Origin of the sequence: Siminovitchia sp. FSL W7-1587 (assembly GCF_037963795.1) — a bacterium.
Lineage (GTDB): Bacteria > Bacillota > Bacilli > Bacillales > Bacillaceae_C > Siminovitchia > Siminovitchia thermophila.
On the sequence record NZ_CP150169.1, the window covers coordinates 713,836 to 735,197 of the forward strand.

19 protein-coding genes are annotated in these 21,362 nt (G+C 43.1%); 3 read left to right on the forward strand and 16 right to left on the reverse strand.

The features are described from left to right. Positions 1–41: 41 nt before the first annotated feature. The 7 genes from paaB to queG all read right to left on the reverse strand — a co-directional run bounded on the left by paaB (position 42) and on the right by queG (position 8,089). Positions 42–416: a 1,2-phenylacetyl-CoA epoxidase subunit PaaB gene (gene paaB / locus NST31_RS03440; RefSeq protein WP_077112190.1), complete on the reverse strand. Its 375-nt coding sequence runs from the start codon at positions 414–416 to the stop codon at positions 42–44. Between the two features lie 492 nt (positions 417–908). Beyond that, positions 909–2,078 (reverse strand): sporulation protein YhbH, encoded by a 1,170-nt coding sequence (yhbH, locus tag NST31_RS03445; protein ID WP_077112188.1) that lies wholly within the window; start codon positions 2,076–2,078, stop codon positions 909–911. A gap of 241 nt (positions 2,079–2,319) precedes the next feature. After that, a complete protein-coding gene (locus NST31_RS03450) occupies positions 2,320–4,215 on the reverse strand; it encodes a PrkA family serine protein kinase (protein WP_077112186.1) in 1,896 nt (631 codons plus the stop codon). 344 nt (positions 4,216–4,559) lie between these two features. Beyond that, a complete protein-coding gene (gene trmL, locus NST31_RS03455) occupies positions 4,560–5,033 on the reverse strand; it encodes a tRNA (uridine(34)/cytosine(34)/5-carboxymethylaminomethyluridine(34)-2'-O)-methyltransferase TrmL (protein WP_077112184.1) in 474 nt (157 codons plus the stop codon). An 80-nt stretch (positions 5,034–5,113) separates the two neighbouring features. Next, positions 5,114–5,980 carry an amidase domain-containing protein gene (locus tag NST31_RS03460; RefSeq protein WP_077112182.1) on the reverse strand — a complete coding sequence of 289 codons (867 nt, stop codon included), beginning with the start codon at positions 5,978–5,980 and terminating at the stop codon, positions 5,114–5,116. Between the two features lie 276 nt (positions 5,981–6,256). Next, positions 6,257–6,655 carry a general stress protein gene (locus tag NST31_RS03465; RefSeq protein ID WP_077112179.1) on the reverse strand — a complete coding sequence of 133 codons (399 nt, stop codon included), beginning with the start codon at positions 6,653–6,655 and terminating at the stop codon, positions 6,257–6,259. A 297-nt stretch (positions 6,656–6,952) separates the two neighbouring features. Beyond that, positions 6,953–8,089: a tRNA epoxyqueuosine(34) reductase QueG gene (gene queG / locus NST31_RS03470; RefSeq protein ID WP_339163888.1), complete on the reverse strand. Its 1,137-nt coding sequence runs from the start codon at positions 8,087–8,089 to the stop codon at positions 6,953–6,955. 110 nt (positions 8,090–8,199) lie between these two features. Here queG and NST31_RS03475 point away from each other — a divergent pair, with 110 nt between their 5' ends. Beyond that, on the forward strand, positions 8,200–8,868 hold the full coding sequence (locus tag NST31_RS03475) for a phenylalanine--tRNA ligase beta subunit-related protein (protein WP_077112175.1): 669 nt from the start codon (positions 8,200–8,202) through the stop codon (positions 8,866–8,868). A gap of 754 nt (positions 8,869–9,622) precedes the next feature. Here the strand turns inward: NST31_RS03475 and NST31_RS03480 are convergent. From NST31_RS03480 to NST31_RS03495, 4 genes are all read right to left on the reverse strand, one after another. Continuing rightward, positions 9,623–10,855, reverse strand: coding sequence for a dihydrolipoamide acetyltransferase family protein (locus NST31_RS03480; protein ID WP_077112173.1), 1,233 nt, complete (start codon positions 10,853–10,855; stop codon positions 9,623–9,625). A gap of 71 nt (positions 10,856–10,926) precedes the next feature. Continuing rightward, positions 10,927–11,961: an alpha-ketoacid dehydrogenase subunit beta gene (locus NST31_RS03485; protein WP_077112171.1), complete on the reverse strand. Its 1,035-nt coding sequence runs from the start codon at positions 11,959–11,961 to the stop codon at positions 10,927–10,929. A 4-nt stretch (positions 11,962–11,965) separates the two neighbouring features. Further along, entirely contained in the window at positions 11,966–12,919 is a 954-nt protein-coding gene (locus tag NST31_RS03490) for a thiamine pyrophosphate-dependent dehydrogenase E1 component subunit alpha (RefSeq protein ID WP_077112408.1), read from the reverse strand. A 233-nt stretch (positions 12,920–13,152) separates the two neighbouring features. Continuing rightward, entirely contained in the window at positions 13,153–15,006 is a 1,854-nt protein-coding gene (locus NST31_RS03495) for a sigma-54-dependent Fis family transcriptional regulator (protein ID WP_253191895.1), read from the reverse strand. A 181-nt stretch (positions 15,007–15,187) separates the two neighbouring features. On the opposite strand from NST31_RS03495, the gene NST31_RS03500 reads away from it, so the two are divergent. Both NST31_RS03500 and NST31_RS03505 read left to right on the forward strand, forming a co-directional pair. After that, the gene (locus NST31_RS03500; RefSeq protein ID WP_077112165.1) at positions 15,188–16,507 is read left to right on the forward strand and encodes a Na+/H+ antiporter family protein; all 1,320 of its coding nucleotides are present in this window, start codon (positions 15,188–15,190) and stop codon (positions 16,505–16,507) included. 134 nt (positions 16,508–16,641) lie between these two features. Beyond that, on the forward strand, positions 16,642–17,832 hold the full coding sequence (locus NST31_RS03505; protein WP_339163892.1) for an MFS transporter: 1,191 nt from the start codon (positions 16,642–16,644) through the stop codon (positions 17,830–17,832). 454 nt (positions 17,833–18,286) lie between these two features. Here NST31_RS03505 and NST31_RS03510 read toward each other — a convergent pair whose 3' ends face one another. The 5 genes from NST31_RS03510 to NST31_RS03530 are packed head-to-tail and all read right to left on the reverse strand — an operon-like array spanning position 18,287 to position 21,331. Next, entirely contained in the window at positions 18,287–19,063 is a 777-nt protein-coding gene (locus NST31_RS03510) for a sulfite exporter TauE/SafE family protein (protein WP_339163895.1), read from the reverse strand. Positions 19,064–19,114: 51 nt separating this feature from the next. Further along, complete coding sequence (locus NST31_RS03515) at positions 19,115–19,342, reverse strand: sulfurtransferase TusA family protein (RefSeq protein WP_077112159.1); 228 nt, start codon at positions 19,340–19,342, stop codon at positions 19,115–19,117. Between the two features lie 20 nt (positions 19,343–19,362). Beyond that, a complete protein-coding gene (locus tag NST31_RS03520; RefSeq protein WP_339163898.1) occupies positions 19,363–20,490 on the reverse strand; it encodes an MBL fold metallo-hydrolase in 1,128 nt (375 codons plus the stop codon). 35 nt (positions 20,491–20,525) lie between these two features. Beyond that, positions 20,526–20,759 carry a glutaredoxin domain-containing protein gene (locus NST31_RS03525; RefSeq protein WP_139345659.1) on the reverse strand — a complete coding sequence of 78 codons (234 nt, stop codon included), beginning with the start codon at positions 20,757–20,759 and terminating at the stop codon, positions 20,526–20,528. Next, positions 20,759–21,331, reverse strand: a complete 573-nt coding sequence (locus tag NST31_RS03530; protein WP_077112154.1) for a sulfurtransferase TusA family protein — start codon at positions 21,329–21,331, stop codon at positions 20,759–20,761. The genes NST31_RS03525 and NST31_RS03530 overlap by 1 nt, the downstream gene beginning before the upstream one ends. Positions 21,332–21,362: the final 31 nt, after the last annotated feature.

Here is a 21,362-nt window from a genome sequence, read left to right on the forward strand (position 1 = left end):
ATAATGTGCTTTTTATTAAAGGCAAAGCCTTTAAAAACGTTTTATGGCTGGCGCTTTTCTTTGTGAGGGCGGTCTTCCGCCCATGACATGATTTCTTTTTCATCGAGCATTTTTTGCTCGTACTGGCGCCACTTCTTTCTTAAATATCCATAACCTTTCGTCAGCCGGTAATCTTTGTTGTCAAGCCTTTGAACAATGTCCCGCTCCTCCGGCTTCATCCTTCGGATGTCCGAGCGCTTTACCACCCATATATCCACTACGGGCTCCCTGCGCATGAAATTTTCCTGAGCCATGATAAATGCCATATCGGCATTCGGGGCCAACAAGCTGAATTGATGCTGAAAGTCCCCTTTATGGCTTCTCTTGCTGAAAACCTCGTATACATCATAAAAATCATCTGTTTTCCCGCTGTCCATAGTTGTTTCTCCTCCTCACGGTGCATGATTTTCGGAAAAGCGATCCTTTTTTGTTTTTTCGGGTATTTCTGCCGTCTGCTTGAGGTGGTGGTTCCCTTACTGGCTGTCTAAGTTGGCTTTAACGGAGGATCCTGCCAAAATGATCCCGAAAAAGGAAATCCACTTCATTTTTGGCAAGCTGTCTTTCATGATTTTTCCAGTAATAAACGTTAGCATGTTTTATATGGGATTTCGTTTGATAGCCAGTTGAGTGTTTATGGGTGGGTCTGCGCCTCTTCCGACTTCATAATATTTTAAATTTACAGTTTTGTAAGCGTTTAACAATTGACACACAGCGAATTGGGTATAACAAAATAATTCAAGTAGCGTGAAATGTCGTTATATTATTTATTTTAAGGATACTTTTTATTTTCTCCGCTGTCAACTACAAAATGGGCATTCCAAAAGAAAAAAGAGGAAACAACATCTTGCTTCCTCTGATGACTTCCATATTTACATATAGCTGTTTTCAGGCTTCTTTCGGAAAAAGCTTTTCATTGCGTGATACACGTCCGCCTTTTGCTTCAAAATATAATAATAAAACTTTTCATTTTTAATATTTTTATAAGCCGACATTAACGTGGAATTGCGCTGATACTGATTTACTTCACCGTACCCAAAAATATTTGACTTCTCCATCAGTTCATTCACGAGCTTTACACATCTTGCGTTATCCGATGTCAAGTTATCTCCATCGGAAAAATGGAACGGATAAATATTGTATCGCTCAGGATCATACTTATCCGATATGACCTCCAATGCCTTTCTATACACGGAAGAACAAATTGTTCCGCCGCTCTCTCCTTTGGAAAAGAAATCTTCTTCGGATACTACTTTTGCTTCCGTATGATGGGCAATAAATTCAATAGAAACCTTTTCATATTTCGTCCGTAAAAAACGGGTCATCCAGAAGAAAAAGCTGCGCGCCATATACTTTTCCCATATTCCCATCGAACCGCTTGTGTCCATCATTGCAATGACAACTGCATTGGATTCCGGTTTTTCAATTTCATTCCATGTCCGGAATTTCAAATCTTCCGGAAATATCGGGTAAAAATCCGGTTCTCCTTTCATGGCATTTCGTTTAAAGGCTGTCATCATTGTTCTTTTCTTATCAATATTGCCCATTAACCCTGTTTTGCGCACATCGTTATATTCAATATTCGTCACTTTGTTGGCATCTTGCTCTTTCCGCTGTAAATTGGGAAGCTCAAGCTCCTTGAATAACGCTTCTTCCAAATCCAGCATGGATACTTCCGCTTCGTAATAGTCTTCGCCCGGCTGGTCACCTGCTCTTTGCCCTCTTCCCGGACCTGATTTTTGTGACCCTCCATCTCTGGCAACAACGTCACCAACTTGACTATCTCCGTCTCCTTGGCCAACATGTTTGTTTTTATCGTAATTATAGCGAATTTTATATTCATCCAAAGATCTGATGGGAATTTTTACAACATCGCTGCCATCGGACATAATGATACTTTCCTCGGTAATCAGGTCGGGCAAATTATTGCGAATTGCTTCCTGTACCTTTTCTTGATGGCGCTGTTGATCATCATAACCTTTCCGATGGAGGGACCAATCTTCTTTTGAAATAGCAAATTGGTGAGACATTGACTCTGACATGATTACGACGCCCCCCTTTAATGGTTTTATTAAACATGTGTACCCGAAAATCCGTGTACAATCATCTTTAATTATTCTATCTTATGCGAAATCGCAAATTTATTTACTGCTAGTTGTAAGAATGGGACAAAGATTTTTCATGCAGGACTGCTTCCTATCAGGTATACGGTGAGTTTGAAATAAAAAGAAAACCCCATCCAGTTATTGAACTTGTCGGTTCATAATGGAAAGGGTTGATGTTTTATCGGTTTAGCAAGCTTCCCACGTAACGAAGAAGTTCGTTGGCCGAAGTTGAGTTATAACCATGTTCGTCTATTAAACGGGCTACGACTTCATTTATTTTCTTCAGTTGCTGTTCATCCGGCGTTTTGGCTGAAGTTGTGATTTTTACAACGTCCTTCAGATCGGCAAACAGTTTTTTCTGAATGGCTTCCCGCAGTCTCGCGTGTGATCTGTAATCGAAGCGTTTGCCTTTCCTTGCCAATGCCGAAATACGTATTAATATTTCCTCCCGGAAAGCTTTCTTCGCGTTTTCGGAAATACCGATCTGCTCCTCAATCGAACGCATTAATTTTTCATCGGGGTTAATCTCTTCTCCGGTAAGTGGATCGCGCAACTTCGATTTATTGCAAAAGGCTTCCACATTATCCAAATAATTATCCATCAATGTTTTTGCGGATTCTTCGTAAGAATATACGAAAGCTTTTTGAACCTCTTTTTTCGCCAGTTCATCATATTCTTTTCTCGCAAGGGAAATGAAGTTTAAATATTTTTCCCTAAGTTCATTTGTGATGGACGGATGTTGATCCAGCCCTTCTTTTAACGATCTCAACACATCCAAAGCGTTAATCGAAGGAATATTTTTGCGGATAATGGCTGATGAGATCCGGTTGATGACATATCTTGGATCGATTCCACTCATTCCTTCATCCTGGTACTCTTTTTTCAGCTCGTTCAAGTCAGATGAGTTATATCCTTCCACATTTTCCCCGTCATACAGGCGCATTTTCTTTAAAAGGTCAATATCTCCTCTTTTTGGCTCCTTTAATCTCGTTAAAATGGTAAACATGGCCGCTACCCTTAACGTATGGGGCGCTATATGAACGTCGGCCACATCGCTTTCACGAATCATCTTTTCATATATCCTTTCCTCCTGGGATACCTTTAAATTGTACGGAACGGGCATGACGATGATCCGTGAATGAAGCGCTTCATTCTTTTTATTTGAAATAAAGGACCGATACTCAGTCTCATTTGTATGGGCAATAATGAGCTCATCTGCCGAGATAAGCGCGAATCTCCCCGCTTTAAAATTTCCTTCTTGTGTTAACGACAAGAGATGCCACAAAAACTTTTCATCACATTTCAGCATTTCCTGAAATTCCATAAGCCCACGGTTGGCTTTGTTCAACTCGCCATCAAATCGATACGCCCTTGGGTCTGACTCTGAACCATACTCTGCAATGGTGGAAAAATCGATGCTGCCTGTCAAGTCGGCAATATCCTGTGATTTGGGATCAGATGGACTGAACGTTCCAATACCAACCCGCTTATCTTCAGAAAAGAATATCCGCTCAACTAGCACATCTTCAATTCTGCCTCCGTAATCTTCCTCCAAACGCATGCTATTTAGCGGGGACAAACTTCCTTCCACCCGAATGCCGTATTCTTTGTAGAAATCTTCCCTTAAATGCTGTGGAATTAAATGGAGTGGATCTTCGTGCATCGGGCACCCTTTGATTGCATATACAGCGCCGCCATCTGTTCTGGAATATGCTTCAAGTCCCCGCTTCAACATCGTAACAATGGTTGATTTTCCACCACTGACCGGCCCCATCAGTAATAATATTCTTTTCCTTACATCAAGACGTTTCGCTGCCGGATGGAAATATTCTTCAACCAGCTTTTCCAAAGCTTCTTCTAACCCGAACATCTCATGGCTGAAAAAGCGGTATACTTTTTGTCCGTTTACTTCTTCGACCCCCGCATCCCTGATCATGTTATATATACGGGAGTGTGCCGACTGAGCAACCCATGGTTTTTCCTTGAGTAGTTTTAAATAATCTGCAAAAGTTCCTTCCCACTTTAGTCTCGCTTCATGAGACCGATATTGTTCAATTTTTTTTAGTATATCCATAAGGACCTCCCTGTTTTGCTTGATGAGGAATGATTAATTAAACCATATGCACCCTGGTGCTTGAACATGCTTAATTAAAGGTATGTCAATAAATGTTCGGTTGTGAATAAACCGTTTCAACATTTCGCCATAAGTTTCATTCACATTACAAAAAAAATGGGATATAATAACGGAAGGACTACTTCTGGAAAAGGAGGCTTACATATATCTTATGAAAACAATTTTGATTTTGGGCGTATGCATCGCATTTTTGGCAGCCATCTTTACTTCAGGTTACGAAGATAAGCCGGGAGTTTACAGAAAGTAAGGTTGAAAAATCCCCCTTCACTTTGAAGGGGGATTTCTTATTGCAAGTTTGGATAGCCCTGCTGCCGAAGTGCTTCATATACAAGAATTGCGGCAGTGTTGGACAAGTTGAGAGCCCGAACATTTTCCGTCATCGGAATTCTCAAGCACCGCTCTTGATGTTGTGCCAACACATTTTTTGGCAATCCGGATGATTCTTTTCCAAAAATAAAGTAATAGTTTTTATGAGGATCGTTATATTTGAATGCGGTATGGGGATGCTTTCCATGTTTCGTTAAGAAAAAATGCTCGCCGTCTTCATTTGCCGCAAAAAACTCTTCCAAAGAATCATAATAGGTGATGTTTACAAACGACCAATAATCAACACCCGCCCGTTTGAGCATCTTGTCATCCGTTGAAAAACCGAGCGGACGGATCAAGTGTAATCGTGCATCGGTAGCGGCACATGTCCGAGCAATATTTCCAGTGTTTGAAGGAATTTCTGGCTGATATAATACAACGTTGATTGGCACTGCTGTTCACCTCAATTTTTGCTTACCGTGACATTATACCACCACTATGAGGACAATGAAAAGGGCTATGACCTTTTGCGCTAACTGTCATCCACAATCGTAAACATTTTATATTGAATGTTTGGCGTATATGCCGAGGAGTCCTCGTATGCCCAATATCTCATCCGGCTGTTATACGTATGGGCGTTTACAAGGGGCATACCCGTTGCGTCTTTTCCCGTCACAATCGTATTGTGGTCAAATCTCCCGTCTCCCTGGAAGTCGTAACAAATGACATCACCAAGCTGAAGTTCAAGGGGATCGTGTACCTCCTTCGCTCGTAATCCGGTCCGTGAATGCTGCAAATACGTTTTTAGAGCGTTTGCCACAGACCAGCTGAAGCTCCAATTTCTGTTGCGATACCACCAGCCATTGCTTCTGTTTGGATAGCCTCTCATCGGTGCTCCACCGGCATGAAGGCATTGGGAAACATAATTTGTACAATCCACTTCAAATTTGATATATGCGGGGTTGTAATCGTTCCACCATCTTTCCGCATAGCGAACAGCCTCTAAACGGTCATAATAATACGGGATCCGTTCGCTTTCCTCTCTTTTCCAACCTTCATCCATATTTAACGTCTCCGCTCTGAACTCAACCGGAACCTCACCATCTTCGCATATGCGGTCATTATAAAATGCGGCTTTTCTTTTTTCCACCTCCTCTTCAATATAAAAGTACCCGCCCTGTTTAATCATGTATTTAAAATGAAAATGATACAGTAAATAATCCATCCCCTGTTCCGATGTTTTCTCCTTTACTTGACCCACCGCATCCACTTTGACGATCTCACATTTGCGGTTTGCCAAAGATTGCAATTTTTGATTCACTTTATCATCCTTTGATTTTTTCCTCCCCGCATACTCCTCTACCCTTTCTTCCAAAATATGCTCTAAACAATTTCTCACTTCATCCCTCCTCGCTCATATATATGGGAGAAACACCTTCTTTTTTCATTTCATTCCACAGAAAATTTACAAGCGCATAGATTACCTTGGACACGAGCATGTTTACTCGTTTTTTCAACGCATAAAAAAAGAAGATGAACTTGAGAAAATACACCTGCATGAAGGTGCTATGTAACAATAAAAAATGGTTCCAACCATCAAAGACCGACGGTTGAAACCATTTCTGCATATTTTTGGCCAGTTATATCTCAACTTCTTTTCATCCTATATATGAATTTACTTGTTGTCGTTTTCACGTTGTTTTGCGCGGGCATTTCCGCCTTTTTCGCCAATGTCTTCATAAAAGCCCCTATCATGATTTTCGGAAGTTGCTTCTCCGCCTTTGCGGCCTATTTCTTCATAGAAGTCCCTGTCATGATTTTCGGAAGTTGCTTCTCCACCTTTGCGGCCGATTTTCTCATAGAAATCCTTGCCATGATTTTCGGAGGTTGCTTCTCCACCTTTGCGGCCTATTTCTTCATAGAAATCTCTGTCATGATTTTCGGAGGTTGCTTCTCCACCTTTGCGGCCGATTTCTTGATAGAATTCCTTATCGTGTGTTCTGGCAGTTTCTTCTCCACCTTTTCTTCCGGCTTCTTCTAGTGTCATTTTGTCACGCTTGTTGTTGTCTGCCATCGAGAATTCCTCCTTGAAAATTTTTTCTCTTACAGTTCTCTATGTTCCCGCTCATTTGAGTATAAAACATTTTTTTCAAAAAGAATCATTTAAGGAGGCAAACATTCAGTGGAACAGTCAAATGTGAATAGGTGGAGCCATTTGCAAAAATGAAAAAGCAGGCAACTGATGCCTGCTTACATGTCATTGATCTAAAAAACACGGCGAGCGCCCAAAAGCATAAGATCAGAAAACTGCCTAGTTGTCCTTATTGCGATAAAGACATGTTCGACGCCTCATCACTTGCCCGCTAATTTGTTATTGTTCATTCAACAAAAGTAAACCTTTTTGTATTTCTTGTTGGACGTCACTGTTTTTTTCATGGTCACGTGCCGTTAAAAGGGCAGTTCTTGCTTTCTCTCCTCCAATTTTCCCAAGGGACCACGCCGCCGTTCCCCTTATTTCAGGACGAACATCTTCTTGTAAGACCTTGATTAAATCATCTACCGCCTGTTCTTCCTTAAAATGGGCGAGCGCCAGTATGGCATTCCGCTGAATGGGCTTTTTTCCTCGCCAAGAGCCTGCCATTTTGCCAAATTTCTCCTTAAACTCACGATTGGATAGTTGAAGAAGAGGCTTAAGAAGCGGCTTGGCTGTTTCGGGATCTGGCTCCATTTTCGGATGGAAACGATTGTCAATCCCTTTATTTTTCGGGCATACCGTTTGGCACGTATCACAACCATACAAACGGTTACCAATTTCTTCCCTGAATTCATCCGGCAAAAAGCCTTTTGTCTGTGTGAGAAAGGCGATACAGCGCTGGGCGTTCAGCTGCCCAGGCCCAACAAGAGCTCCCGTAGGGCATGCTTCCAGGCATTTCGTACATTCTCCGCACTGGTCATGCAGCGGTTCATCCGGTTCAAAAGGCAAGTTTGTAATCATTTCACCCAAATACACGTAAGAACCAAATTCCGGCGTAATAATGGAGCAGTTTTTCCCGCTCCATCCGATTCCTGCCCTTTCAGCCACTGCCCTGTCCACAAGCTCTCCGGTATCAACCATCAGCTTACATCGCGCTTCGCTTACTTTTTCCTTAATATAAGCCGCCAATTGTTCCAGTTTTTCCCGGACCAAAATATGGTAGTCGATTCCCCAAGAAGCCCGACAAAAAATCCCTCTTCTTTCCCCGCGTTTTCCGCGTGGAGGGTTTGTCATTTTAGATGGGTAGGCGAGCGCAATGGCAATAATCGAGCGCGGTTCTTCAAAAATGAGTTCCGGATGAGTGCGCTCATCAATATTTTTATGTTCAAACCCGGACTGATAGCCGAGAGCTTCCTGCCTCATTAACAAATTTTTCATTTCAATAAACGGGTCGGAAGCGGCAAAACCGATTTTGTCAATCCCGATCTGCTTGCTATATTCGATGATCTCTTCTTTTAGTTGGCCATAATCCAATTGCGCCCCTCCTTTCCATTACAAGTATCCGTAAGCAGCCCTTATTACTTCCATACAGCAAACTCATTATTATGATAAACTATTTTTAACATTAGTTGGAGGTGTAAACGTTGGAAGTTGTAATAGACGAAACGTTGCGTGCAGCCGTTCCACAAATAAAGTTCGGAATCATTCACTATGAGGATATTACAGTCGGAGATTCCCCGCAAATGTTAAAAGGAAGGCTTCAATTATTTCAAGAGTCGCTCTTTTTTGAGCTGGAAGATCAAAATATAAATGAGCTCCCCGAAATAAAAGATTGGCGCTCTATTTTTAAAAAGCTTGGAAAAGATCCTAATCGGTACAGGCATTCGGCTGAAGCCTTGTATCGGCGAGTCAAAAAACAACAATACATAACATCCATCAATTCAGCCACTGATTTAAATAACTTTTTCTCTTTAAAATATCGGATTCCACTCGGCATATATGATAAAGAGTTGATACAAGGAAATGTAGTCATTCGTAAAGGAGCAGAAGGAGAAAGCTATGAAGGCTTAAACGGACGGCAAAATAATGCGGAAAACTTGCCCATATCCGCGGATGATGCCGGCCCATTCGGCAGTCCGTTCGTGGATGCAAAACGGACTGCCGTTTCCGCCAATACGACAAGAGCTTTGCAAATTGTCTACCTTCCGCTAATGATAGAAACAAACGATGCAATGAAGCTGGTTGAATCGTTCGCATCTATGTTCACCCATATCAATGGGGGAACTGCCCACACCGCCATCCTTGCAGACTAAAAGGAAAGTCTTTCACCCAGGCGCTTCCACTGGCTATTATCATTTTAACTACATTGGCTTCGAACTTACACAAAAAACGCAGTGCTTCGTCCTTAATTGGAACGAAACACTGCGTTAGTAAGAAAATATGTATGAGAGCAAGTGATGGGATTGAAACCCACAACAGCCAGCGGCTGCCCTCGCATACATCATTGCATGCACAGACTATTATACAAAATGCGACAGCACACGGCAATGGATGTCACAGAATGTTCAATTTTTCACAAAATCTGTCACCGGCAGTTACGGCAAGACTTCAACCAATAGAGATAAATACCAGCGATGCAGGTCACCCTATGTTTCCACCGGATGTGGCGTTCTTAATCTGCGAACCTCTTGGTTGGTTTCCCCCCACCTCTTCGAGCTTCCTTTTGGTTTAAGATAGGCGTCTTTCTTCCAGTGAATCCGAGATAAAGCGGCTGCATCAGATCCAGCCACTTAGGCTATCGAGAAACCTTAGAAAGCTTCATCACGGCAAATTCATCCCCACCTTTGGGATTTACTCGTCTTTCTCGGGGTTTACTAGCGACTTTTTTCACTTACTATCCACTTCTTTGATTTATTCACGACCTTTGGAAAATACTATCCACTTTTTTGATTTACTCGCCGATTCCAGGTAATTACTCGCCTCTTTTTCGATTTACTCGCGGCTTTTGGGAATTATCATCCGCTTTCTCTACAAGCTGAGCGGCTGTATCCAGCCGCTCTATTCTCGTTATATCAACATTTGATACGGTTTTTCAAGATTGTCCTTGATGAGGTGAAGAAAACGGCTTGCTGGTACTCCGTCAATAGCCCGGTGATCGAAGGTTAAACTGAGCGGCAGCATGCTTTCCCGTTTGACTACTTCTCCAACGAATACCGGTGTGTCAACAATAGAGCCTACGCCAAGAATCCCCACCTCTGGTGGATTTAAGATCGGTGTGAAAAACTCCACTCCTTCCGCACCGAGGCTTGTCACTGTAAAAGTAGAACCTTTCATTTCCTCCGTCTCAAGCGTTCCTGCTCTCGCTTTTTTCCCCAAGTTCTTAATTTCGTTGGAAAGCTGAAATATGGTGTGCTTTTCCGCATTCTTTATGACGGGAACGACAAGTCCATTATCCACGGCAACAGCAATTCCCAAATGAACTGAATGATACGTTTTTATTTGCTCCTCCTCATATGTACTGTTCATGATTTTATGATTTGCTAATGCCAATACTGCTGCCCGCGCGATGAAGTCAGTCATCGTCAACTTGACCTTTTTTCGGCTGCTCGTATCATATTGGTCGTTTATTTTTTGGCGGAGTAAAAGCAATTCGGTGACATTTGCCCGCATATGAATGGTGAGCTGCGCACTTTGCTGGAGGCTTGTAAACATTCTTGACGCAATCACTTTTCTCATGCCGGAAACTTGCTTGACTGATATTTCATTTTGCGCCTGCTTATCTGTAGGATGAACTGGTTGTTTTTCAACTTTCGCTTTTTTCTTTTCGATTGCTTTTTCAACATCTTCCCTTGTCACTCTTCCTTTTGGCCCGGTACCAGAAATTGTATGGATGTCAATGTCTTCTATTTGGGCGAGCTTCCTTGCCGCAGGTGATACTCTAAGTTTTAATGGCCTGGCGACCGGCTTATGGGCCGGAACTTCTGCCGCTTGAATAGTAGCGGCTGTTTCTTGGCGCTGTGCCGTTTTTTCCTCTTCGCTTGCGGCTGTTTCCATTTTCTCCCCGGGCTGTCCGATATAGCCGATCGCTTTCCCGACCGTTACGGTTTCATCGACATCGGCGGCAATTTTAAGCAAAACGCCATTATCCGGCGCTTCAATGTCTTTTTCGATTTTATCAGAGGAGATAACTGCAACCGACTCTCCTTTTTGAACCTGTTCCCCCTGTTTTTTCAACCATTCCACAACTGTCCCTTCTTCCATGCCCATTCCTAGCTTTGGCATAATAATTTCTACAGCCAACAAAATCGTCTCCTTTCTAAAATCAGCGTGCCACGTAATGACACGCTGAATATGTTTTGTAAATGGCCTCTTTATATCGTGACGATCGTTTCATCACCGATCATTTCAGCGACGACTTGCAGTACTTTTTCTGGTGAAGGCAAATATAAATCTTCCAACGCGGGTGAAAAAGGAACCGGACAATGCGGTGCCGTAACCATTTTGATGGGCGCATCCAAAAAGTCAAAGCCTTTATCAGCCACTAATGCCGAAATATCGGTTGCCGCGCTACAACGCGGATTTGCTTCGTCAATAATAATGAGACGATTTGTTTTCGCAACAGAAGTTAAAATGGTTTCCTCATCAAGCGGTGACAAACTTCGCGGATCAACTACTTCAGTATCAATTCCCCTTTCCGCCAATTGGTCGGCTGCTTTCAGCGCTGTATGGACTTGTTTGCCAATGGCAACAATCGTCAAATCTTCCCCGGCCCGCTTAATATCCGCTTTTCCAATTGGGATCGTGTAGTATTCTTCATCCACTGCCCCTTTCATACTGTAAAGTGTCTTATCTTCAAAAAAGATGACAGGGTCATCATCAAAGATCGCTGAGAGGAGCAGCCCTTTCGCATCGGCAGGAGTAGATGGTACAACAACCTTTAATCCCGGAATATGCGTGAAAATGGCATACAAACTTTGTGAATGCTGGGCGGCTGCCCGAAAGCCCGCTCCATGCATCGTTCGAATCGTAAGCGGCACTTTCGCCTTTCCTCCGAACATATACCTCAGCTTCGCGGCCTGGTTCATGACTTCATCAAGACAGCTTCCGATAAAATCGTTAAACATTAATTCCGCGATCGGACGAAGCCCTGTTGCCGCGGCTGTAACAGAAGCACCGATAAAACCCGCCTCGGCAATAGGCGTATCCAATACCCGGCTTCTGCCAAACTCCGTCACGAGCCCTTTTGTTACGCCCATCACGCCTCCCCATGCGTCTTCATCCTGTAAATGATCCACTTCCGCTCCGCCCGCCACATCTTCTCCCATTAAAATAACTGTCTCATCCCGTCTCATCGCCATTTTCATAGCTTCATTCAAGGCATCTGCATAAGAAATATTCCTTGTCATTTTTTCACCCCCATCCATTTTCGTAAGCCACATAAACATCTTTTACCAAGTCATTTGCAGAAGGAAAAGGGCTCTCTTCGGCAAATTTGACTGCCTCATCGATTGATTCCTTCACCTGTTTTTCTATACCGTTGAGCTCCCCATCCGTTAACAATCCGTGTTCCGTTGCGTAGTGGCGGAACAGTCCGATCGCATCCAATTCATGTAAATGCCGCTTTTTCTCATCCTGCTTTTTATACGTCTGGGCATCTCCTTCAAAGTGTCCATAATTGCGGTACGTAACGCATTCGATCAATGTGGGGCCTTCTCCTCGTCTTGCTCTTTCCACCGCTGCTTCTGCCGCTTGATAGACGGCCATCACATCTTTTCCATCCACAGTTTGTCCGGGGATATTGTAAGCTTTTGCTCTATCCGCGATATTGGTGCAGCTAGACGCATAATGGAATGGGGTAGCTTCCGCGTAACCATTATTTTCGGCGACAAAGATGACCGGCAATTTCCAAATGGCGGCAAGGTTGATCCCCTCATGGAAAGTCCCGTGATTGTTTGCGCCATCACCAAAAAAGCAGACAGCTACAGCATCGGTTTTCTTTATTTTAGCGGTTAATGCCGCTCCAACAGCGAGTGGAAAACCACCGCCAACGATTCCGTTCGCTCCGAGCATTCCTTTTTCAACGTCGGCTATATGCATAGAGCCGCCTTTTCCCTTGCAAAGCCCCGTTGCCTTTCCATAAATCTCCGCCATCATCGCATGTAAGTCACATTCTTTGGCAATGCAATGGCCATGGCCCCGGTGTGTACTCGTAATGCTGTCACTTTCGTTTAAATGGGCACAAACCCCGACTGCCACCGCCTCTTGTCCGGCGTATAAGTGTACAAAACCCGGCAACACCCCCGTTTGAAAAATGTCATGGACCCTGTCTTCAAATTGACGGATTTCACACATTTTTTCATACATCCATCTGGCCTTTTGCTTCGTCAAACCGGCAGATACCGATACCGTCACATTTACTCCTCCTATCTTTTTGAAAGAATGGGTAAAATCACTACTTACTATAGTTAATATTGCAAAAAATGTGCCAACTTTAAAAATAACGCGTTTATGGGGTTTTGCACGACAACCTGAACCAAGCGGCCAACTTGCATTAGAATAAATGAGACTATGTATCATTTTGTCTCACTTTTTCCCACCTAAAGATTCAATTTTTTTAGTTTTCTATAAAAAGTGCTCCGCGGCATGTTTAATTGAGCAGCGGCTTTTGTCACATTTCCGTTGGCTGCGATAAGTGCTTCTGCAATTTTGGATCTTTCCATTTGCTCTCTGAAAGTAAGTTTATCTTGTAGTGAATTGTCCAAAGACGGTGGCAGTGTTTTCTTGGGGCTTAACATTGATGAGATCAATTCGAGGGTCGGTTGACTAGAACCGGCTTCCACATGGAGCCGATCCAAACAGTGAAGCAATTGTCTGATATTCCCGGGCCAAGGAAAGCTTTGCAAATAGGCCACCACTTCTTTGGGAAAATGGATGTGCCAGTCATTCTTTTGGCCATAATCCTTTATGAAGCAGGGAATATCTTCTATACGTTTTCTTAATGGAGGGAGTTCGATCGGATAAACAAAAATTCGATAAAATAAATCTTCCCGCAGACTTCCTTTGTCCACCATCTCTTCCAAGTCGCGGTGCGAAGCAGTGATGATCCGTATATCAACATCGACTGGTTTGACACCACCCAAAGGTATAACCTTCTTATCTTCGAGGACTCTTAGCAATGCAATCTGCATTTCTTGGCTAATCTCGCCAATTTCATCCAGAAAAAGTGTTCCGCCGTGTGCCTGTTCAAATTTTCCCTTATGACCGCTTCGTTTGGCTCCTGTAAAAGCTCCACTCACATATCCAAACAGCTCGCCAGCCATTAAATCTTTTGGAACAGCACCGCAGTTGACGGGAATAAACGGGCCGGATGTACGAGGACTGTTTACATGAATGGCGCGAGCCAATAGTTCTTTTCCTGTTCCCGTTTCTCCTGAAAGATGAACCGGTATGTTGGTTCTGCTTGCTTTTTCCGCTTGTAGTAATGTCTTTTGAAATGTTTCACTTTTCCCTTGGACTCCTTCATATGTAAATGTCGAACGAATTTGCGACAAAAGTTTCGGAATCCTTTTTTTCAGGTGAATATGATACCCAATTACGGAATCTTGTTGTTGAAAAGAGTATAGAGGCTTTTTCCTTGCTATTGAAAAACCCTCTCCTTTTACATCGGATAGTGTTAATTGATGCCATTTGGGAAGCAACTTTCGCATGGAGTCTGTTACCCAAACGAGTTTTCCTTGGTTATTGCAAATGATTGTAAGGGAATGTGAAAGCTGAATGAGCGAGGCATGCTTCAGCAATTCCAACTCTCTGGTCCGGGCATCAGCAACAAGCCGCTGCTCAATGGCGTAAGTTGCGGCAATGACAAATGGCAGCATCTGCTCATCTATTCCCAAGCGAACCGGGTAAGAAGTATTCAATATTCCCGCCATTTGGCCGTCCGCGTTCCAAATGGGTGAAGAACAACAGCCCCACGAATGGGAAGCAACAGCATAATGTTCAGCCCCTACAATTTGAATCGGCTCTTTGATCCGCAGAGCTGTGCCAATTGCGTTCGTTCCGACCTCTTCTTCTGTCCATTTCACGCCTTCGATGAAATGAATGGATTTTGCCTTATGCAAAGCCATTTCGTGACCATCCATAAAAAGGACGTAGCCTTCCGGGTCAACTAGCAAGAACACCGCCCTTGTGTGATTAAAAAAAGGCAGCAAGTTTTTCAGAACCGGGAGAGCCGTATGTAGCAATTTTTTGTTTGCTTTTTTACGTTCTTGAAACTTGTCATTCGTCAATATTGTCTTTCCTTTACCGTAATAAGGATTAATTCCTTTCTGACGGCAAAAAAGCCAAGATTCGGAAATTCTTTTGTTGATTCTGCTGTCATCCAATGCGCCTTCCTTCACAAAGCGATCCCATACAGAACGGTTTAGCGCGTCTCGTACATCCAACAATACCACCTCGCATTTCTCATTTTTCTCGTTATTAACCATTTCGCTTTATTTGGAAAAATTCCTTTCTTTGCAATCAGAATAGCTAGAAGATTTTTGTCTGCTAAAGAAACTTTAACTGATTTTCCATTGACATTTTTAAGCTGTACTAGGATGATAGATAGGGCAAAAGTAGAAAAGAGGTGCATCTATGCTTACCAATGCCGTCATTGTCAGTGTCATCGTGATGGTTGCACTTAGTTTAATGCGGGTAAATGTATTGTTTGCAATCACCATAGCGGCCTTAACAGCCGGTTTAGTGTCGGGGTTAAATTTCTCTGATTCTGTTAACTTGATGGTTTCAGGTATGGGGGGCCAAGCAAATACAGCCTTTAGTTATATATTGCTTGGAATGTTCGCCGTCATGATCGGTTTTTCAGGTATTACCACTTTACTTGTACAAAAAATGCTAACCATTTTTAAAGGGAAAAAAATAGTCCTCGTCCTCACCATAGCGGGGATTGCCTGTTTATCGCAAAACGTCATACCGGTCCACATCGCATTTATTCCTATATTAATTCCTCCTCTCCTTGGCTTATTTGACCGTCTCAAGCTGGACCGACGAGCAGTGGCTACCGCGTTGACGTTTGGATTAAAAGCTCCTTATGTGATGATCCCGGCTGGTTTCGGACTCATCTTCCACGGTATCATCCGTGACGAGATGATTTCCAACAAAATGGACATTTCCATGACGCAAGTTGCCGAAGCCATGCTAATTCCCGGATTGGGCATGGTCGCGGGATTGTTCATCGCCATTTTTATTTCATATCGGAAAGACCGGGTGTCCAAACCTGCGGAACAAATGGATTTTCATGGAGCTGACAAGGTAGAAGAAAATCAGCTGCCGGCCTCTTGGAACATCACGCATACGTTTACGGTAATCGCCATTATCATGGCACTTGTCGTGCAAATAGTTACAAAATCTCTTGTTTTAGGTGCGTTATCCGGAATCATCATTTTATTCCTGACAAGAGTCGTTCCATTTCGCCGGGGCGACCGGGTTGTTCAGGAAGGAATCGGCATGATGGGAATGATCGCTTTCGTTATGCTGATCGCGTCAGGATATGCCCATGTGTTGAAGGAAACCGGGGAGGTGGATGATTTGGTGGAGAAAACAACCAGCATGGTTGGCACCTCTCCTTTCGTCCTTTCCTTCTTCATGCTGCTTGTCGGTTTAATCATTACAATGGGAATTGGTTCATCATTTGGAACGATTCCAATATTGGCCGCTTTATATGTGCCGCTTTGTGCGGCGGCAGGGTTGTCTCCGCTGGCAACAGCAGCTTTGATCGGTACGGCGGGCGCACTTGGGGATGCGGGTTCACCTGCCTCTGACAGTACGCTTGGACCGACATCCGGATTAAATGCCGATGGCCGTCATCACCATATTTGGGATACGTGTGTACCCACTTTCCTGCACTATAATATCCCTTTATTTATTTTTGGCATGATAGCAGCCCTCATGTTGTAGCTGACAAACAAAACCGCTCTAGCACAGGCTGGAGCGGTTTTTTCATTCCTATATTTTTCAAAAAACATTGACATTTCACCGGTGATATTGTTATATTAAATAGCTATGGTTTTTTACATGAAAGGGGGATTTTTATGAATCCGCAGCAAAGAAAAAAATTATTTATCCTTATGGTCAATATGTTTATCGCCATTGGGAGTTTTGGAATTATTATTCCAATTCTGCCAGCTTATCTTATGTCCATTGGCGAAAGTGGGATGGCAGCTGGATTCATGATCGCCATTTTTGCTGGAGCACAATTTGTGATGTCCCCCTTTGCGGGAAAATGGACAGATCTTTACGGCAGAAGAATCATGATCATCGCCGGACTTAGTGTTTTGGCCCTATCCATGTTTATTTTTTATTTTTCGCATTCCATTGGGGTATTGTATATTTCCCGCGCGATCGGCGGAGTTGGGGCAGCGCTTTTAATTCCGGCCATTTTTGCCTACGTCGCCGATATCACCACAATGGATCAACGGGCAAAAGGGAACAGCCTCATTTCTGCCGCCATGTCGCTTGGTATCGTAGTAGGTCCGGGCATCGGAGGCTTTCTGGCGGAATTCGGCTTAAAAATGCCGCTGCTTGTCTCGGCGATTGTCGGAGTCATAGCAGTGATTTTTTCATTGATCGTCTTGAAAGAAAGCAGGGAAAACAAGGACGTCTCCGTTCCAAAGGATAATGATCCGATGTTTCAAAAGCTTGCCAAGTCGATTCACAAGCCTTATTTCATCCCACTTGTCATTACACTTGTCATGAGCTTTGGATTGATGGCCTATGAATCTATCATTGGTTTATATATCGATAATGCTTTTGGCGCATCTCCACAAGACATTGCCATCATGATAACAGTCTCGGGAACGATCAGCGTCATCGTGCAATTATTTGTTGTGGATCGTCTTGTCAGACATTTTGGCGAAGGTAAAGTATTAAATATGTTTGTCTTTGTCGTGGCGGCCGGCTTTTTATTTTCTATGTTCGCCTCGACTTATATCCTGTTTTTTGTCATTACCCTTATTATTTTTCTTGCAACTTCTATTTTAAGACCGGTCCTGAATACCCTTATTTCCAAGCGGGCTGGAGATGAGCAAGGATTTGCCATGGGAATGAACAACGCTTATATGAGTATAGGAAACATACTGGGACCGACGACAGCGGGGCTCCTCTACGATTTCCACAATATTTACCCATTTTTGCTCGGTTTTGCCGTTCTCTCCTTGACAATGGTTGTTTCAGTCATGTGGCAAAAGAAACAAAGCATCAAATCTGCACCGGCTCTAAAATAGAGAAAGGCTGCTTTTCCTATTTTCATAGGAAAGCAGCTTTTTTATTATGAAAAATATTCTTTCAAAAAGCAAAAAAAGAAATGCTCATGCGCCTGCCCCATCGGTAATAGACAGAGCATCCAGGTGCTAGCGTTGTGACATGGACGCCCCCGAGATGACTCTATGACGGACTGCACATTGGACGTTGTGCTAGGAGATGCGCCGACAGGCAAGGAAAGCTTTAACACGGCAATAATCGTATGCAAGAAATGCGTGAGCTTCGAGGACGTAGCACTTATAAGCAGTGGAAACTTCAATACAGGAAGGATTCAAGGGTAATTGTTAATAGTGAGAAAGTTTGCAACTCTGCTGCGGCTGATGAATTTGCCTCCTCCCCGTCATTGGCTTGTGCTTGCGGCCTGGCTGTACGATTGCCGCTGGCTCCAGCAGTTGTTGCCTTTTTCAACTGGTGATTTTAAAAAATATCAACCCATATTTTAATGGCTGTCGCCAATATCAACACAGCCAAAATGACCTGCAATACTTTTGTGTTTACCTTCTTTCCTGCAATCGCTCCAAGCGGTGAAGCAATCAAACTTGCAACGATCATAATAAGCGCCGGAAAATAATCCACTTGACCCGTTGTCACCTTTCCTACAGTTGTTCCGATTGAAGAAATGAACGTAATGGCCAAAGATGAGGCAATGGTCATGCGGGTGGGAATTTTTAACACAACCAGCATGATAGGCACCAATAAGAATGCGCCCGCGGCCCCTACAATCCCGGCTCCCAGGCCGACAATAAATGCCAGCAATGCCGCCAGCCATTTATTGAATGTCACCTGATCAAAAGGAGTGTCATCAATTCCTTTTTTCGGTATAAACATCATGACCGCGGCAATCAAAGCCAATATGCCATATATTAAGTTAATGCCGCCTTCAGACATCAATTTTGAGCCATAACCGCCGATAAAGCTCCCGATTAAAATACTCATTCCCATATATCCAATCAAAGACTTATTTAAGTAACCGCCTTTTCGATAGGCCCATACACCGCCAATTGTTGCGAAAAACACCTGAACGGCGCTGATTCCGGAAACTTCATGGGCGGTGAATGCCGCCAATCCAAATAGGGGTGGAATATATAAAAGCATCGGATATTTAATGATAGAACCGCCAATTCCCAGCATTCCCGAAATATAGGATCCGATAAAACCAATTAAAAAAATGACAATGATAAATGTAAAATCCATTGTTCAACCCCCCCTTAAGAAAAAGGGAACCAATGCGGTTCCCTCCATTTGTCAGGCCTTCTTAATCCAAAATTTGAAAACACCATTTTCTTCTTCTTGTTTGAACAGTTCATGACCGCTAGATTTTGACCATGCGGTTAAATCGCTTTTGGATCCTTTATCCGTTGTATGGATTTCCAATATTTGTCCAGTCTCCAATTCATTCATCGCTTTTTTGGCTCTAACAATCGGCATTGGGCAAGCTAATCCTTTTGCATCTAAAAACTTTGTTGTTTCCATTTGTCATTCCTCCTAATATATTATCGAACCGCACAACGGTTTGGACCAATTTCCATTTCTCGTTGTTTGTCAAGGTCGGGAGTTATTTTTCCCATATTTGTTTCACGGATTTCCTGATAAGCATTTGGCTGGGGAGGCAAGTTCTCCGTTACCAGTTTCCTGAACTCTTCTTCACTTTCCACATTCAAACCATGATTTTCCGCAAAAAGGGTTCCCAACTTTTCGGAAACACTTCCATCTTCATTTAATTCATCCATGATCATAAAGTGGGCGGGCAAAACAATCAGCTCTTCAGATAGGCTTCTATATCGCGAATACAAAGTTTCCCGAAGGTCGCTCACCCAGTCTTGGGCCAATCCCGCAAGGTCGGGTCTTCCGATTGAGTCTACAAATAGGATATCGCCTGACAATAAATATTGCCCATCTACGATAAAAGATGTAGATCCAATCGTATGGCCGGGAGAATAAAGGGCATGGATATCTATTGCGGTATTGCCCACAGTAATCACGTTTCCATCTTCCAAAGGCTGATAATCAAACGTCACCTCTGCAGCATCCTTGGGCGGAAGCCAGTACAACGCTTCTGTCTGCTCTGAGATGGTTCTTCCTCCAGAAATATGATCGGCATGAAGATGAGTGTCGAGCACATGAGTAATCTTCGCATCTTTGCTTTGCGCAAAATCAATGAACACATCTGCCATGCGGGTTGCATCGATAACTGCTGCTTCACCGTTGGAAATAACCATATATGACAAGCAGCCTTTTCCGATCCGGACAAATTGATACATTTCTCCGCCGCCTTTCAAGTCTCCGATTTTTACAGGCTCCAAATGTTCACTCCACGCCTTCATGCCACCTCGGAGGTATGATACGTCCAACCCTTGCTCTGACAACATTTCAGCAACCATGATTGATGACCCTTCTTTTGCACAAACAACCAAGACTTCTTTTTCTTTAGGAATTTTATCCAGAATGTCCTCCACACCATCAAGCAGTTCAAAATAAGGAATGTTTAGATGTGCAATATGTTTCCCTTCAATCTTCCAATCCTTAAAATCACTTTCATTGCGGACATCCAAGATAAACAGATCCTCATTATTCAAAATTTTGTTTGTGACGTCCTTAGGTGTCATTGCTGTTACTGTCATTTTTACCCCTCCCGGTATATTTTTTATCAAAAAAACTACTTTCGCAATGTTGCCATAATGCTATTCGGATCAAATCCGATAATCCATTCGCCATTGATTTCGGTTTGCGGCACACCCATTTGGCCTGTCGTATTGATTAGTTTCTGCATTTGTGCAGGATCTTTTTCCACATTCACTTCATTAAAAATGATTCCTTTTTCTGACAAAAAGTTTTTTAGCATGACGCAATACGGGCATCTTGTCGTTGTATATATGGTGACAGACATGATTATTGACCTCCTTCCGTTTCTCCGGTCCATTTACTCATACCCGGTATGACATTAAAAACGTTGTGAAATCCTTTATCTTTCAACTTTTTCGCTGCCAAATCGCTACGGTTGCCTGTACGGCATATGACGAAAATATCCTGGTCTTTCCTTAGTTCATCCGCCCTTTCATCCAGTTCTCCCATTGGAATAGAAACAGCTCCGGGGATATGGCAAGAGGCATATTCCACTGCTTCCCTTACATCGAGTACAACAATAGACTCATTGGCTTCCATTTTTTCTTTCAGCTCATCGTTGCTGGCAATATGGGGGTACTTTTTCCCATCTGCTTCGTCATGAGTATGCTTTTTGAGAAAATGCTTCAACACACCATTCTCTTCTAAAGTACCCAAGTATTGATGGCCTGTGCTTTCAGCCCAAGCTTTTATATCGGCTTGTGATCCTTTATCGGTCGCCTGAACCTCAAGTACCTTGCCGGGCTCCAATTGGTTGATCGCTTTTTTTGTTTTAACGATTGGCATTGGACATGCCAATCCCTTTGCATCTAGGATGACATCTGCACTTATTTTATCCATCCTTATACCTCCATTTGTATATTCAGCTTTC